The following is a 15,352-nucleotide window of genomic DNA, read 5'->3' as shown; positions in this document are numbered from 1 at the left end:
CGTCCGGCCCGGGCGGCCGACGGACCGGCGTCTCCCCAACTCGGTTCGCCGACGGCCCGATCGGGCATGCGCCACCATGGACCCGGGGATTCCGGAAGTGACCCGGGTAACGCTTTGGTTGCCACCGGGGCGCTGCCCATTGACGCCCCGGTGACGTGCGCATACCGTCCTCTCACCGAATAGGAAACTTTCCTAACAGAGGGCAGGTGCAGCACTCATGGCCGGAACCACACCGGGTACCCCCCGCGTTCTGCGGGCCATGAACGACCGGGCCGCCCTCGATCTGCTGCTGGAGCACGGCCCCCTTTCCCGGACCAGGATCGGGAAGCTGACCGGGCTCTCCAAGCCGACCGCCTCCCAGTTGCTGGCCCGGCTGGAGGCGGCCGGGCTGGTCGTGGCGACCGGGACGGTGGCAGGACGCCCGGGGCCCAACGCGCAGTTGTACGGGGTGAACGCGCGGGCCGCCCATGTCGCGGGGCTGGACGTGAACGCGCGCCGGATCGTCGCCGCCGTCGCCGATGTGACCGGCGAGACGGTCGGCGAGTTCGAGCTGCGCACCCCGGGACGGCGGGCCGACAGCGTGGTGCGGCAGGTGGCGGACGCGCTGGACGGGGCGGTGAAGGACGCCGGGCTCACCCGTTCCGATGTGCACCGGGTCGTCATCGGCACCCCGGGCGCCTTCGACCCCGGGACCGGGCGGCTGCGGTACGCCTCGCACCTGCCGGGCTGGCACTCCCCCACGCTGCTGGAGGAGCTGGCCGCCTTCCTGCCGATGCCGGTGGAGTACGAGAACGACGTGAACCTGGTCGCGGTGGCCGAGCAGCGGCTGGGCGCGGCACGGGGACACGACGACTTCGTCCTGCTGTGGAACGAGGAGGGGCTCGGTGCCGCCCTCGTCATAAACGGACGGCTGCACCGCGGCTTCACCGGGGGCGCCGGCGAGGTCGGCTTCCTGCCGGTGCCGGGCGCCCCGCTGGTCCGTCAGGTCACCAAGGTGAACGCGGGCGGCTTCCAGGAGCTGGCCGGCGCCCAGGTGCTGTCCCGGCTGGGCCGGGAGCTCGGCATCGACGACGAGCCTATCCGCGCCTCCGGCACCCACCACGAGGTCGCGGCCCGGCTGCTCGCCCGCGCCGCCGAGGCCGCGGAGGCCGGCGAGGAAGGCCCGTACCCCCGGCTGCTCGATCAGTTCGCCACCGGCCTCGCGACCGGTCTCGCCTCCATGATCGCCGTGCTCGACCCGGAGATCGTCGTGCTGTCCGGCGAGGTCATCGCGGCCGGCGGGGAGCCGCTGCGCTGCCGGGTGGAGTCCGAGCTCACCCAGCTGGCGGCCTCCCGTCCCCGGCTGATCGCCGGGGAAGTGATGCACCGCCCCGTACTGCGCGGCGCGCTGGAGAGCGCCCTCGCCACCACTCGTGACGAAGTCTTCGACACGTCCCGCTGAACCCTTCTCGGCCCGCCCGTTCCCTCCGTGCCCCCTGCCCCATTCCTTCACCGGGAGACCGCCATGTCCGGAAACCGCCGGAAAACGGCCGCCGCGCTCGCCGCGACCGCCGCCATATCTCTGCTCGCCTCGGCCTGTACGGGTCAGAGCAACTCCGGTGCCAGTGATGACCCGTCCAAGGAGACGACCATCAACTTCTGGCACGGCTGGAACTCCCCGAACGAGGTCAAGGGAATCCAGGCGACGGTCGACGCCTTCGAGAAGGCGCACCCCAACATCCATGTGAAGGTCATCGGCAACATGACCGACGACAAGGTCAACCAGGCATTGCGGGCGGGCGGCTCGAAGGCCCCGGACGTCATCTCGTCGTTCACCACGAACAACGTCGGCAAGTTCTGTTCGTCGAAGGCGTTCCTCGACCTCAATCCCTTCCTGAAGAAGGACGGGATCGACCCGGACAAGACCTTCCCGAAGGCGATGAACGAGTACACCCAGTTCGACGGGGTGCGCTGCACCGTGCCGCTGCTCGGTGACGCGTACGGCCTCTACTACAACAAGGACGCGTTCGAGAAGGCCGGCATCAAGAGGCCCCCGCAGACCTGGTCGGAGCTGGCCGCGACCGCCAAGCAGCTGACGAAGACCAAGGGCGACTCGTACGAGCAGCTCGGCTTCATGCCGAACTACCACGGCTACGAATCGACCACCGAGCACTACCTCGGTGGCTGGAACCCGAAGTACTTCGACGCGGACGGCAAGTCGAACATCGCCCAGGACCCGGCGTTCGCCGCCATGCTCAAGACCCAGAAGAAGCTGGTCGACGACCTGGGCGGCTACGAGAAGCTGGAGAAGTACCGCACGTCGTTCGGTGACGAGTGGGGCGCCAAGCACCCGTTCCACACCGGCCAGGTGGCCATGCAGCTGGACGGCGAGTGGCGGCTCGGGATGGCCGAGGAGACCAAGCCGAAGTTCGAGATCGGCGTCGCCCCGATGCCCGTCGCCGACGACGAGGCCGACACCTACGGCAAGGGCTATCTGACCGGCACCATCGCCGGTATCGCCGCCACCTCGAAGAAGCAGAACGCGGCCTGGGAGCTGGTGAAGTTCATGACGACCGACACCGACGCCGTGGTGAACTTCGCCAATGCCATCCACAACGTGCCCTCCACCCTGGCGGCGCTGAAGTCGCCGAAGCTGAAGTACGACCCGCGGTTCAAGACCTTCCTCGACATCGCCGCGGACCCGAAGAGCACCACCACCCCGCCCTCGGTGAACGGCGGCGCGTACCTGGTGTCCCTGCAGAACCTCGGATTCGACATCGAGAAGGGCAAGCAGAAGGACATCGAGGCGGGTCTGAGGAACACCGCCGAGGAGATCGACGCAGCCATCGCGCAGGCGAAGTAGCGCCGCGATGACCACGTACACACTCCGTGCGAAGCGCCGCCGGTCGGCGCTTCGGACAGCGGCCTTCATGTCGCCGTGGCTGATCGGGTTCTGCGTCTTCTTCGCCTACCCGCTGATCTCCACCGTCTACTTCTCCTTCACCTCGTACGACGGTTTCACGGCCCCCGAGTTCAGCGGGCTGAAGAACTGGTCGTTCGTCTTCAACGACTACCCGCTGTTCTGGCCGGCGCTGCGCAACACGCTCTGGCTGGTCGTGGTCATGGTCACCTGCCGGGTGGTGTTCGGCCTCGGTGTCGGGCTGCTGATCACGAAGATCAAGACGGGTGCCGGGGTCTTCCGGACCCTGTTCTACCTGCCCTACCTGGCCCCGCCGGTCGCGGCGACCCTCGGCTTCGTCTTCCTGCTCAACCCGGGTACCGGGCCGGTCAATTCGATCCTCGGCGAGATCGGGCTGCCCACGCCCGGCTGGTTCACCGACGCCACCTGGTCCAAGCCGGCCCTGACCGCGCTCGCGGTCTGGGGGGTGGGCGACCTGATGGTGATCTTCATGGCCGCGCTGCTCGACGTACCGAAGGAGCAGTACGAGGCGGCGGAGCTGGACGGGGCGACCGCGTTCCAGCGGTTCCGCTTCGTCACCCTGCCGAACATCTCGCCGATCATCCTGTTCGCGGTGGTCACGGGGATCATCCAGACGATGCAGTACTACACCCAGCCGTTCGTGGCCGGGAAGGTCGCCTCGGGCGTGATGGGCGGCTCCGGGCAGCAGTTCGAACCGGGCTATCCCGACAAGTCGACACTGACGCTGCCGCAGGTCGTCTACAACCTCGGTTTCCAGCGCTTCGACTACGGCTCCGCCTGCGTGGTCGCGCTCGTCCTCTTCGTACTCGCCATGGCGTTCACCGCACTGCTGATGCGGCGCCGCAGCGGACTGATCCAGGCAGGTGAGTGACGTGGCGCAGACTCTCGACGCCGTGAAGACGGCCGGCCCCGCGACCGGCCCGGCCACCCCGGCCGAACGCGTCGCGCGGCGCAAGTCGCTGCTGAACTGGATCGCGGTGCACGCGCTCGGCGTCGCCGCCGCGCTCTTCTTCGTGCTGCCGTTCGTCTTCCTGCTGCTCACCTCGCTGATGAGCGACCAGCAGGCGCTGACCCGCGATCTGTGGCCGCACCCCTTCGAGTGGAGCAACTACCGGCGGGTCTTCGAGACCGACGGCTTCCTGACCTGGTGGCGCAACACCCTGCTGTACGCGGGGCTCGGCACCGTCCTCACAGTCGTCTCGTCGCTGCCCGTGGCCTACGCGCTCGCCAAGTTCCGCTTCCGCGGCCGGCATCTGTCGCTGATGCTGGTCATCTCGATGATGATGCTGCCGCCGCAGGTCGTCGTCATCCCGATGTATCTGTTCTGGGCCAAGCAGCTGGACATGTCCGGCACGCTCTGGCCGCTGATCATCCCGATGGCGTTCGGCGACGCGTTCTCCATCTTCCTGCTGCGGCAGTTCCTGCTGACCATCCCGAACGAGTACCTCGACGCGGCGAAGGTCGACGGCTGCGGCGAGTTCCGCACCCTGATGCGCGTCGTGGTGCCGATGGCCAAGCCGGGCATCGCCGCCGTCGCCCTCTTCCAGTTCTTCTACGCCTGGAACGACTACTTCGGCCCGCAGATCTACGCCTCGGAGAACCCCGGTGCCTGGACGCTCAGTTACGGCCTGGATTCCTTCAAGAGCGCACACCACACCGACTGGAACCTGACCATGGCCGCGACCGTACTGGTCATGGCCCCCGTGATCCTCGTCTTCTTCTTCGCCCAGAAGGCATTCGTCGAGGGCGTCACACTGACCGGAGTAAAGGGCTGACCTATGAAGCTCGCAGTAGTTGGTGGCGGGTCCACCTACACACCTGAACTGATCGACGGTTTCGCCCGGTTGCGGGACACGCTGCCCATCGAGGAGCTGGTGCTCGTCGACCCGGCGGCCGACCGCCTGGAGCTCGTCGGCGGCCTCGCCCGGCGGATCTTCGCCAAGCAGGGCCACCCGGGGAGGATCGTCACCACCTCCGACCTGGACGCGGGCGTCGCCGACGCCGACGCGGTCCTGCTCCAGCTGCGCGTCGGCGGCCAGGCCGCCCGCAACCAGGACGAGACCTGGCCGCTGGAGTGCGGCTGCGTCGGCCAGGAGACCACCGGCGCCGGCGGCCTCGCCAAGGCGCTGCGCACCGTGCCGGTCGTCCTGGACATCGCCGAGCGGGTCCGCCGGACCAACCCGGACGCCTGGATCATCGACTTCACCAACCCGGTCGGCATCGTCACCCGGGCGCTGCTCCAGGCCGGCCACAAGGCCGTCGGCCTGTGCAACGTGGCGATCGGCTTCCAGCGCAAGTTCGCGCGGCTGCTCGATGTCACCCCCGCCGAGGTGCACCTCGACCATGTCGGGCTCAACCACCTGACCTGGGAGCTCGGGGTGCGCCTCGGCGGCCCGGACGGCGAGAACGTGCTGCCGAAGCTGCTCGCCGAGCACGGCGACGCGATCGCGGACGATCTGCGCATGCCCCGGGCGATCACCGACCGGCTCGGCGTCGTCCCCTCCTACTACCTGCGTTACTTCTACGCGCACGACGCGGTCGTGCGGGAACTCGGCACCAAGCCGTCCCGGGCGGCCGAGGTGGCCGCGATGGAGAAGGAACTGCTCGCCATGTACGGCGACCCGGCGCTGGACGAGAAGCCCGCGCTGCTCGCCAAGCGCGGCGGCGCCTTCTACTCCGAGGCGGCCGTGGACCTGGCGTCCTCGCTGCTCGGCTCGGGCGGCTCCGCGGTGCAGGTGGTCAACACGTACAACCGGGGCACGCTGCCGTTCCTGCCGGACGACGCGGTGATCGAGGTGCAGGCCCGGGTCGACGGGACGGGCGCGACGCCGCTCGCCGTTCCCGAGCTGGACCCGCTGTACGCCGGTCTGATCTCCAACGTGACGGCGTACGAGGACCTCGCCCTGGAGGCAGCGCTGCGCGGTGGCCGCGACCGGGTGTTCAAGGCGCTGCTCGCGCACCCGTTGATCGGCCAGTTCGAGTACGCCGAGGCGCTCACCGACAAGCTGATCGCGCACAACCGGGAGCACCTGGCGTGGGCGTGAACGCTTCGGTCCTCGCGATCGACGCGGGGAACAGCAAGACCGACGTGGCGCTGATCGGGGCGGACGGAACAGTGCTATCGACGGCCCGGGGCGGTGGCTTCCAGCCGCCTGCCGTGGGCATCGAGACGGCCGTCGACGCCCTCGGTGCGGCGGTCGGCCGGGCGCTGGAGCAGTCCGGCGGACCGGTCGGCTCCGTCGCGCACGTGTCCGCCTGTCTCGCCAACGCCGACCTTCCGGTGGAGGAGGAACAGCTGGCCGCCGCGCTGCGCGCGCGGGGCTGGGGCGACACCGTCGAGGTACGCAACGACACCTTCGCGATACTGCGCGCGGGGGTGGACGAGCCGCGGGGCGTGGCCGTCGTCTGCGGTGCGGGGATCAACTGTGTCGGCATGGTGCCGGACGGGCGGACCGCGCGCTTTCCCGCCATAGGCCGGATGTCCGGCGACTGGGGCGGTGGCTCCGGGCTGGCCGAGGAGGCGATGTGGGTCGCCGCGCGGGCCGAGGACGGCCGCGGCGCGCCGACCGAGCTGGCCCGTACGCTGCCCGGGCACTTCGGGCTCGACTCGATGTACGCGCTGATCGAGGCGCTGCACCTGGGCCGGATCGAGCCCGAGCGCCGGCACGAGCTGGCTCCGGTGCTCTTCGCGACCGCGGCGGCCGGGGATCCGGCGGCGGGCGCGCTGGTGGACCGGCTGGCCGAGGAGGTCGTGGCGATGGCCTCGGTCGCGCTGGGCCGGCTCGGTCTGCTGGCCGACGAGGCGCCGGTGGTGCTGGGCGGCAGCGTACTGGCCGCCCGCCACCCGCAGTTGGACGCGAAAATCGCCGAACTCCTCGCGGCGCGCGCCCCGAAGGCGGTGATCCGGGTCGTGACCCAGCCGCCGGTGCTGGGCGCCGCGCTGCTCGGCCTGGACCACACGGGTGCGGCGGCCCCGGTGCACGAGAGGCTGCGCGCGCAGTACGGCTGACGCGTCGTCCGCCGCCAAGGGGCGTCCCCCGGTGCCTGTGCGCCGGGGGACGCCCCTTGCGTACGGGAACCGATCAGTTGTCCCGGACGTGTTCATGAGTGGGGAGATCGGCCCGCATCGGGTACTGGTCCGCCGATCGTCTTGATCGGCGGCGCAGGCCTTGATCGAATGCGGGGTGACCGCAGTCGGATGTGTGCGAGCGCATCCGTGGGCCGATGCAGGATCCGGACGTTCCAGGTGTGGATGTCGGTCCCTGCGGCCATACTTCATGGCCGGGCACCAGCTCCCGATCGGCCGGGGGCCGGGCCACCGTCAGTGACCGAGGGGGAGGTCGAGTGACATACCCGCCGAATGTACGCACGGCGCCGGAACACGAGCAGGCATCGCCGCCCGCGCCCGCGACCGTACCCGCTCCGCCGCATCGCGGTGTGCTGTCCACGACGGCCGGCAAGGTGCGGGCCGCGGCCACCACCGAGCCCGGCAGGCTGCAGATCATCGGGGCCGTGCTGGCCCTGCTCGTCGTGGCGTTCGGGGCCGTGACGGCGTTCGAGGTCGCCGACCGGGAGTCCGCCGCGAGTGATGTGGTGGGCCGCAGCCAGCCGCTGAGCGCCGACGCGGCGGCCGTCTACCGCTCGCTGGCGGATGCCGACACCGCCGCTGCGAGCGGCTTCCTGGCGGGGGCGCAGGAGCCGCAGGACGTCCACGACCAGTACGAGCGGGACATCAAGGAGGCGTCCCGGCTGCTGGTGAAGGCCGCCGCCAACACGGACGCGGCGACGAAGTCCGGGCAGGAGATCGCCACCCTCAACGTGGAACTCCCCCGCTACACGGGCCTGATCGAGCGGGCCCGCGCCAACAACCGGCAGGGCCTGCCGCTGGGCGGCGCCTATCTCCGGTACGCCAACCAGAAGATGAGCAACGTACTGCTGCCGGCCGCCGAGCGGCTGTACGCGGCGGAGACGGGCAGGCTCGGCGAGGACAACGACTCGGCGCGTACCTGGCCGTTCCTCTCGCTGGGGCTCGGTGCGGTGGCCCTGGCCGGGCTGTTCTGGGCGCAGCGGCGCAACTACCGCCGCACGAACCGGGTCTTCAACCACGGGCTGCTCGTGGCGACGGCCGCGTCCACCGTGATCCTGCTGTGGCTGGCCGTGGGGCACACGGTGGCCCGGTCCCAGCTGCATGCCGCGGATGTGAACGGGCAGCAGTCCCTCGATGTGCTCAACCACGCGCGGATCGACTCGCTGAAGGCCCGCGCCAACGAGAACCTCACGCTCGTCGCCCGGGGCGCGGTGCTCACCCCGGACGGCAAGAACGACAAGTACGAGTCGGACTACACGACGGACATGAAGGCACTGCGCGAAGCGCTGGGGAGCGCCGGTGGGCTGGCCGAGGACGACGGGGGGCAGTCCCCGGTGAAGGCCGCCGTCACCGCCGCCACCGAGTGGCAGGAGCGTCACCGGGCCGCCCGTACCACCGACGACAACGGTGACTACGAGGGCGCCCTGGAACAGATCATCGGGCCGGAGGAATCGACCGGCCGGTCCTTCCAGCAGGTGGACGACGCGCTGGCGAAGGCGCTCGCCCACGAGCAGGACCAGTTCACCCGGGCCGCCGAGGACGGGCGGGGGGCGCTGTGGGGGCTGTCGGCCGGGGCCGCCGCGCTGGCCGTGCTGGGCGCCGCCGCCGCGATCGTCGGGGTCAACCGCAGGCTCTCGGAGTACCGATGAGAAGGGGAGCGATGACCGACAAGCGCATGGGCGCGCGGTCCGCCCGGGTCAGGCTGCGCGGCTGGGGCGGGGTGACGGCCATGGCCGCGGCCTGCGCGGTGACGGCCTCGCTGACCCTGCTGCCGCTCTCCCACGGCGGCGCCGAGGCCCTCGGCGGGGTCGTCGCGGGCCAGCGGGCCGCGCAGGCGATGCAGGCCGGGGCGGACGGCTGCACGGACCCGGAGGCGAGCCTCCCGCCGTCCTCCGCCGACGGCCCGAACATCGAGAGGATCAAGAAGCGCGGCAAGCTGATCGCGGGCGTCGACCAGAACAGCTTCCGCTGGGGCTACCGCAACCCGGAGAACCGCCGGATCGAGGGCTTCGACATCGATCTGGTGCGGGCCATCGCCGAGAACATCCTGAACGACCGCGACGCGGTGATCTTCCGGGCCATCCCCACCAACAAGCGGGCCGAGCTCCTGGCGGACGGCAAGGTCGACGTCGTCGTCCGTACGATGACGATCAACTGCAAGCAGGCGCGCAAGGTCTCGTTCTCCACCGCCTACTTCCAGGCCGGTCAGCAGGTCCTCGCGCCGAAGGATTCGACGATCACCGGGTACGACAAGTCCCTGGCCGGCAAGCGGGTCTGCACCGCCAACGGCTCCACCGCCTACGACGCGCTGAAGAAGCAGTCGTTCGGCGCGGTCTTCGAGGACCCGCACGACGGCACCGCCGCGGACGAGAACCAGCTCACCGTCCCCAACCAGCTGGACTGCCTGGTGCGGTTGCAGATGGGCGAGGTCGACGCGGTGGTCACGGACAACGCCCTGGCGGCCGGACAGGCCGCCCAGGACCCGGCGGTCGAGCTGAAGGGCGACAAGCCGTTCACCACCGAGTACTACGGTGTGGCGGCGAAGCTCGGGGCGGACGATCTGGTCGCCAGGGTCAACCAGGTGCTGGTCGACTACCGCAGTGGCGGTGCGAAGAGCGACTGGATGCTGTCGTACCAGGAGTGGTTGGAGGCCGGGCTGCCGGGGATAAAGGGACCGCCGGCCCCCAAGTACCGGAGCAACTGACCGCCGGTTCCGGCCGGGTGAGCGCGATGGCGCGGATCCGGGCGGTGAGGCAGTGGCACTGATCCTGCCGGGCACGTCCCGGCAGTAAGAGCGGAGAGGTGATCGATGGGCGCGGGCCCCTTCCCCGGCTATGCGGCCAGGCCCCCCGGCCCGGTCATGGACCGGGACGAGGCGGACCGTGCGCTGGCCCGGCTCGGCGCGGAGCACGAGGCGATCGAGACCTCGCTGCTCGCCCTCCAGGACCACGCGGGCCGCCGGCTCCTGGAGGGCGCCGAGCTGACCGGTGTCACCAGGGAACGCTGGGCCTCCACCGAGCAGTCGATCACGCTGCTGTGGGGGTATTTCGACGCCTACGCGGGGGCGCTCGCCCAGGCCCGTTCGGTGCGGGCCCGCCGTCGCTATCCCAACCGGGACGATCTGGTGGCCCTGACCGAGCTGCTGCGCGGCCAGGGCGTCACCGTGGCGCACGCGGCGGCCCGCCCCGACCCTTCGGTCAACGGTCCGGCCAAGCTCTCCGAGCGGTTCACGCTGGAGGAGCTGGTCGCCCGGATGAACGAGCTGTACGCCCGCTCGCTGGACATGGTCGTCGCCTCCGACTCCGTGTGGTCCGCGCTGCCCGCCCGGATAGATCTGCTCGCCGCCGAACTGCACCGCACCCGTTCGCTGGCGCACTCCGTGGGGGTGCGGCCCGGTGAGCACCCGGCGGGCGACGACCTGGAGGCGATCACCCACGAGCTGACCACGCTGCGGGTGCAGGTGATCTCCGATCCCCTGGCGTTCTGGCTGCCGGGGCCCGGCAGTTCGGCCCCGGGCGGCGGTCGCCCCGACACGGCGCGCTACGACCGGGCGGCCCGCGCCCTGGACGACGTACGCCGGGAGATCGAGGCGGTGCTCGCGGTCCGGCAGGACGCCGAGCAGCGCCTGGTCCAGCTGCGCGATGTGCTCTCCCGCGCGGACCGCACCCTGACCGAGGCCCGGTCGGCGCGCGGCGAGGTGCTGGCGAAGATCGCGGCCTCCGAGGTGCCCGCGGTCAGCGGCCCGGCGACGGTCCTCCAGGAACGGCTGGCCGCCGCCTCGGAGTACCGCAGGCACGCCCAGTGGCACCGGCTGTCCCCGCTGCTGGAGACGCTGGAGCGGGAGGCGGAGGAGGAACTGCTGCGGGCCCGCGAGTCGTTGACCGCGGTCACGGCCCCACTGGCCGTACGGGCGGAGCTGCGCGGCAGGCTCGACGCGTACAAGGCGAAGGTCGCCCGGCACGGTCTGGCCGAGGATCCACTGCTGATCGAGCGGTACGACGCGGCGCGCCGGATGCTGTGGAGCGCGCCGTGCGATCTGCGGGTCGCCGGGCAGGCGGTGCTGCGCTACCAGGAGGCGGCGGCCGAGCTGCTGTCCCAGCGCCGGGCGTCGGGGTCGGAGGACCGGCGATGACCACAGACGTGTGCAAGGTGGCAGGGCCGCTGCGGCGGCGGGGCGATCAGGGGGACCGACCATGAGTACGCAGTGCCAGCGCCCCGCGTGCGAGGGCAATTACGAGGACATGGGCGGCGGCGAGCTGTACTGCGACACCTGCGGTCTGGCTCCGGTCGTCTCGCCGAACGGAATGGTGAGCTCGCCGGCCACCGGGATCGCGGGCGGCGGTGCGAACAGCCGCGGCAGCCGGGGCAGCAACAGCAGTTCGCGGTCCTCGTCCCGGGCGTCCTCGCGTTCGTCCCGCTCGTCGACCTCACGTCGTTCGGTGTCGGGGCGGCTCTCGCGTTCGCTTTCCGGCGCCGCCACCTCCCCCTCGGTCTCGGTCCGTTCCTCCGGTTCGTCCTCGGGCGCGTCCGCCCGGGGCAGGCTGGGCGTGGGCCTGGTCGAGGTGCCGGACGTGCCGCGTCCCGACCCGCGCTCGGCGGTGATGGAGAACCCGGAGGTGCCGGAGCGGAAGCGTTTCTGTTCGCGTTCCGACTGCGGGGCGCCGGTGGGCCGGTCGCGCGGGGACCGGGTGGGCCGCACGGAGGGGTTCTGCACCAAGTGCGGCCACCCGTACTCCTTCGTGCCCAAGCTCCACGGGGGCGACATCGTCCACGGCCAGTACGAGGTGGCCGGCTGTCTGGCGCACGGCGGGCTCGGCTGGGTCTATCTCGCGGTCGACCGTGCGGTCTCCGACCGCTGGGTGGTCCTCAAGGGCCTGCTCGACACCGGTGACCAGGACGCCATGGAGGCCGCGATCTCCGAGCGCCGCTTCCTCGCCGAGATCGAGCACTCCAACATCGTCCGGATCTACAACTTCGTCGAGCACCTCGACCAGCGCACCGGCTCGCTCGACGGCTACATCGTGATGGAGTACGTCGGCGGCAAGGCGCTCAAGGACATCGCCAACGAGCGCCGCACCGCCGCCGGGAAGCGCGATCCGCTGCCGGTCGAGCAGGCGTGCGCGTACGGCATCGAGGCGCTGGAGGCGCTCGGTCATCTGCACAGCCGCAACCTGCTGTACTGCGACTTCAAGGTCGACAACGCGATCCAGACCGAGGACCAGCTGAAGCTGATCGACATGGGCGCCGTCCGCCGGATGGACGACGACGAGTCGGCCATCTACGGCACGGTGGGGTACCAGGCGCCGGAGGTCGCGGAGGTCGGCCCGTCGGTCGCCTCCGACCTGTACACCGTCGCGCGGACGCTCGCGGTGCTCACCTTCGACTTCCAGGGCTACACCAACGTCTTCGTGGACTCGCTGCCCGACCCGGACAACATCGAGGTGTTCCGGACCTACGAGTCGTTCTACCGGCTGCTGGTGCGGGCCACCGACCCGGATCCGGTGCGGCGGTTCGCCTCGGCGGCGGAGATGGCGGAGCAGCTGACGGGTGTGCTGCGCGAGGTGGTGTCGCTCCAGACGGGGCGGCCCCGCCCGGCGCTCTCGACGCTGTTCGGCACGGAAGTGCGGGTCACCGACACGGAGTTGTTCCCGGAGCTGATGGGCGATGTGTCGCAGCTGGGTGGCCGGGCCACCGCTCCGGCCCGGTCCGGCCGCTTCGGGCGTCGCGGCGGGGCCGGCACCACGCCCCGGACCGCGGCACCGCTGACACCCGCCGCACCGGCGCCGGGCGCGCTGCCCGCGGGCGCCCCGCCCGCGCCCGGGCACCCCGTGCCGGGGGCCGCTCCGCTGACCGCGCCGCCCACCCACGTACGGGCGGGCAACGGGCCGGGCGGGAACGGCTCGGCCATGGCGTACGCGCAGCCGCAGGCCGCGATTCCGGCCCCCCGCGTCCCGGCCGCCGTCCCCGGTGCGCCGTCGCTCTCCCCCGTCCCGGGCGTCCCCCGGCTGTCCAGGCTCGACGTACGGTCCACCTCGCTCGCGCTGCCGGTGCCCCGGGTCGACGCGAGCGACCCCAACGCGGGTTTCCTCGCCGGTCTGATGACCACCGCCCCGTCCGAACTGGTCTCCGCGCTGGGCGCGGTGCCGGTGGCCTCGCTGGAGACCCGGCTGCGCGAGCTGCGCGCCCGGCTGGAGCTGAACGACCTCGTTGCGGCGGGGCAGACCCTGACGGCGCTGGAGGGCCAGTACCCGGACGACTGGCGGGTCGTCTGGTACCGCGGCGTCACCTCGCTGGTGACCGGTGACAACGAGAACGCGGCACTGTCCTTCGACGCGGTGTACGACGCGTTCCCCGGTGAGCCGGCGCCCAAGCTGGCGCTGGGGATCTGTGCGGAGGTGCTGGGCCAGCTGGACAACGCCGCCGAGTACTACCGGCTGGTGTGGACGACCGACCCGAGTTTCGTCAGCGCCGCCTTCGGGCTGGCCAGGGTGCAGCTCGCCGCCGGGGACCGGGCCGGGGCCGTGCGGGCGCTGGAGTCGGTGCCGGAGGCGTCGATCCACTACACGGCGGCCCGGGTGGCCGCGGTGCGTGCCCGGCTGCGCGGGCGGGCCCCGGACGAGCCGCTGATCGCCGATCTGATGGCCGCCTCGGCCCAGGTCTCGGGGCTGGCCGGTTTCGGTCTGGACGCGGTGCGCCGGGAGCGGCTGTCGACCGAGGTGCTGGGCACGGCGCTCGACTGGGTACTCTCCGGTAGCCCCACGGCCCGCCCGTCGGTCGGGCCGGCCGGGCCGAGCACGCTGCTGGGCAGTGAGCTGGACGAGCGGGGCCTGCGCTTCGGGTTGGAGCGTTCGTACCGGATGCTCGCCAGGCTTGCGGAGCCCGGCGATGAGAGGATCGAACTGGTGGAGCGGGCCAACCGTTTCCGCCCCCGGACGTGGGTGTGAAAATGTCGCAGAAGCCCCAGGAGACGGCCCTGTCGAAGTGCCCCGGCTGCGAGGAGCCGCTGGAGCCCGGGGACCTGTTCTGCGGTGCGTGCGGGTACGACCTGTCGGCCGTGCCCGCCGTTCCCCAGGACCATCCGACGATCGCCATGACCGTGCCGGCGGGCGGCGCGGCGGAGGTCCGCTTCGGCCGGCGGCGCGACTCGGACGGCGCGGGCGGCTCCGGCGGGCCGGGCGGATCGGACGACTTCGAGCTGGCCGCACCCGCGCCGGCCGGTGCCCCGTCCGCCGACGCACCGGCACCGGCACCGGCGGGCGATGCCCCGGCGCCGACGGCCGCGCCCGACCCCCGTACCCCCGCCGTGGATCCGGTGGCGGCCACCCCGCCGGCCGGAGCCAAGCGCTGTGTGGCCTGCCGGGCGGGCAGTGTCGACACGGACGGCTACTGCGAGAACTGCGGGCACGCCCAGCCGCGCGAGCGCGACCACATGGAGCAGGAGCTCGGTTCGGTGGCCGCCGTCAGCGACCGGGGCCTGCGCCATCACCGCAACGAGGACTCGTTCGCGGTGTCGACCACCGCCCTGCCCGACGGTTCACCGGCCGTCGTCGCGATCGTCTGCGACGGCGTCTCGTCGGCCAGCCGGCCGGACGAGGCGTCGGCGGCCGCCGCGAGCGCGGCCAACGAGGCGCTCCTGGAGTCGTTGCCGCGCGGCACCCATCCGCAGCAGGCGATGCACGAGGCGATCCTCGCGGCCGCCGAGGCGGTCAACGCCCTGGCCCAGGAGCCCGCCCGGGCGAGGGAGCGCGACCAGCACCGTCATCAGAACGCCCCGGCGTGCACCCTGGTCGGCTCGATCATGGCGGGCGGTCTGCTGATCGTCGGCTGGGTCGGCGACAGCCGCGTCTACTGGGTGCCCGACGACCGCTCCACCCCGCCCGCCCGGCTGACCGAGGACGACTCCTGGGCCGCGCAGATGGTGGCGGCGGGCCTGATGAACGAGGCGGAGGCGTACGCGGACGAGCGGGCCCACGCGATCACGGGGTGGCTCGGTGCCGACGCGTACGACTTGGAACCGCACACCGCGTCCTTCAAGCCGGACCGGTCCGGTCTGGTGGTCGTCTGCACGGACGGCCTGTGGAACTACGCGGAGTCCGCGGTCGAGATGGCCGCGGCGGTGCCGGCCGACGCGCATCAACGGCCGTTGCACGGCGCCCAGGTGCTGGTGGGTCATGCGCTCGACGGCGGGGGCCACGACAACGTAACAGTGGCTCTGCTGCCGTTCGCCGTGGAGCCTCAGGGGGCAGGATCGGCCTGCGGTACCACGTGAGTCCCGTTCCGTAACGCTTGATTCCAGTTCCGACCGCCCAGTCCGCCACCGCTGCCTTCGTCCGTTTTTCTTCCCT

Annotated in this window: 11 protein-coding genes; all 11 read left to right on the top strand. The window is 71.6% G+C overall.

The annotated features are described in order from the left end of the window. Nucleotides 1-217: 217 nt before the first annotated feature. The 11 genes from ACFVH0_RS17370 to ACFVH0_RS17320 all read left to right on the top strand — a co-directional run bounded on the left by ACFVH0_RS17370 (nucleotide 218) and on the right by ACFVH0_RS17320 (nucleotide 15,276). Nucleotides 218-1,441: an ROK family transcriptional regulator gene (locus tag ACFVH0_RS17370; RefSeq protein WP_385821012.1), complete on the top strand. Its 1,224-nt coding sequence runs from the start codon at nucleotides 218-220 to the stop codon at nucleotides 1,439-1,441. A 63-nt stretch (nucleotides 1,442-1,504) separates the two neighbouring features. Further along, nucleotides 1,505-2,842, top strand: coding sequence for an ABC transporter substrate-binding protein (locus tag ACFVH0_RS17365; RefSeq protein ID WP_385821010.1), 1,338 nt, complete (start codon nucleotides 1,505-1,507; stop codon nucleotides 2,840-2,842). 7 nt (nucleotides 2,843-2,849) lie between these two features. Further along, nucleotides 2,850-3,791 carry a carbohydrate ABC transporter permease gene (locus ACFVH0_RS17360; protein ID WP_266690846.1) on the top strand — a complete coding sequence of 314 codons (942 nt, stop codon included), beginning with the start codon at nucleotides 2,850-2,852 and terminating at the stop codon, nucleotides 3,789-3,791. A gap of 1 nt (nucleotide 3,792) precedes the next feature. Then, nucleotides 3,793-4,695 (top strand): carbohydrate ABC transporter permease, encoded by a 903-nt coding sequence (locus ACFVH0_RS17355; protein ID WP_114244534.1) that lies wholly within the window; start codon nucleotides 3,793-3,795, stop codon nucleotides 4,693-4,695. A 3-nt stretch (nucleotides 4,696-4,698) separates the two neighbouring features. Continuing rightward, nucleotides 4,699-5,964 (top strand): 6-phospho-beta-glucosidase, encoded by a 1,266-nt coding sequence (locus ACFVH0_RS17350; protein ID WP_385821007.1) that lies wholly within the window; start codon nucleotides 4,699-4,701, stop codon nucleotides 5,962-5,964. Next, nucleotides 5,955-6,929, top strand: coding sequence for an N-acetylglucosamine kinase (locus ACFVH0_RS17345; protein WP_385821005.1), 975 nt, complete (start codon nucleotides 5,955-5,957; stop codon nucleotides 6,927-6,929). Before ACFVH0_RS17350 ends, ACFVH0_RS17345 begins: the two co-directional genes overlap by 10 nt. 335 nt (nucleotides 6,930-7,264) lie before the next feature. Further along, the gene (locus tag ACFVH0_RS17340; RefSeq protein WP_385821003.1) at nucleotides 7,265-8,656 is read left to right on the top strand and encodes a hypothetical protein; all 1,392 of its coding nucleotides are present in this window, start codon (nucleotides 7,265-7,267) and stop codon (nucleotides 8,654-8,656) included. 11 nt (nucleotides 8,657-8,667) lie between these two features. After that, nucleotides 8,668-9,711 carry a glutamate ABC transporter substrate-binding protein gene (locus ACFVH0_RS17335; protein WP_385821001.1) on the top strand — a complete coding sequence of 348 codons (1,044 nt, stop codon included), beginning with the start codon at nucleotides 8,668-8,670 and terminating at the stop codon, nucleotides 9,709-9,711. Between the two features lie 105 nt (nucleotides 9,712-9,816). Then, a complete protein-coding gene (locus tag ACFVH0_RS17330; protein WP_385820999.1) occupies nucleotides 9,817-11,139 on the top strand; it encodes a hypothetical protein in 1,323 nt (440 codons plus the stop codon). Between the two features lie 61 nt (nucleotides 11,140-11,200). Continuing rightward, nucleotides 11,201-13,951, top strand: a complete 2,751-nt coding sequence (locus tag ACFVH0_RS17325; protein WP_385820997.1) for a tetratricopeptide repeat protein — start codon at nucleotides 11,201-11,203, stop codon at nucleotides 13,949-13,951. Beyond that, nucleotides 13,948-15,276 (top strand): protein phosphatase 2C domain-containing protein, encoded by a 1,329-nt coding sequence (locus ACFVH0_RS17320; protein WP_385820995.1) that lies wholly within the window; start codon nucleotides 13,948-13,950, stop codon nucleotides 15,274-15,276. Before ACFVH0_RS17325 ends, ACFVH0_RS17320 begins: the two co-directional genes overlap by 4 nt. The last annotated feature ends 76 nt before the right edge of the window (nucleotides 15,277-15,352 follow it).

The sequence above is a fragment of the Streptomyces sp. NPDC127117 genome, assembly GCF_042677325.1.
Taxonomy (GTDB): Bacteria; Actinomycetota; Actinomycetes; order Streptomycetales; family Streptomycetaceae; genus Streptomyces.
This window is presented reverse-complemented; position numbering and strand designations above follow the sequence as displayed.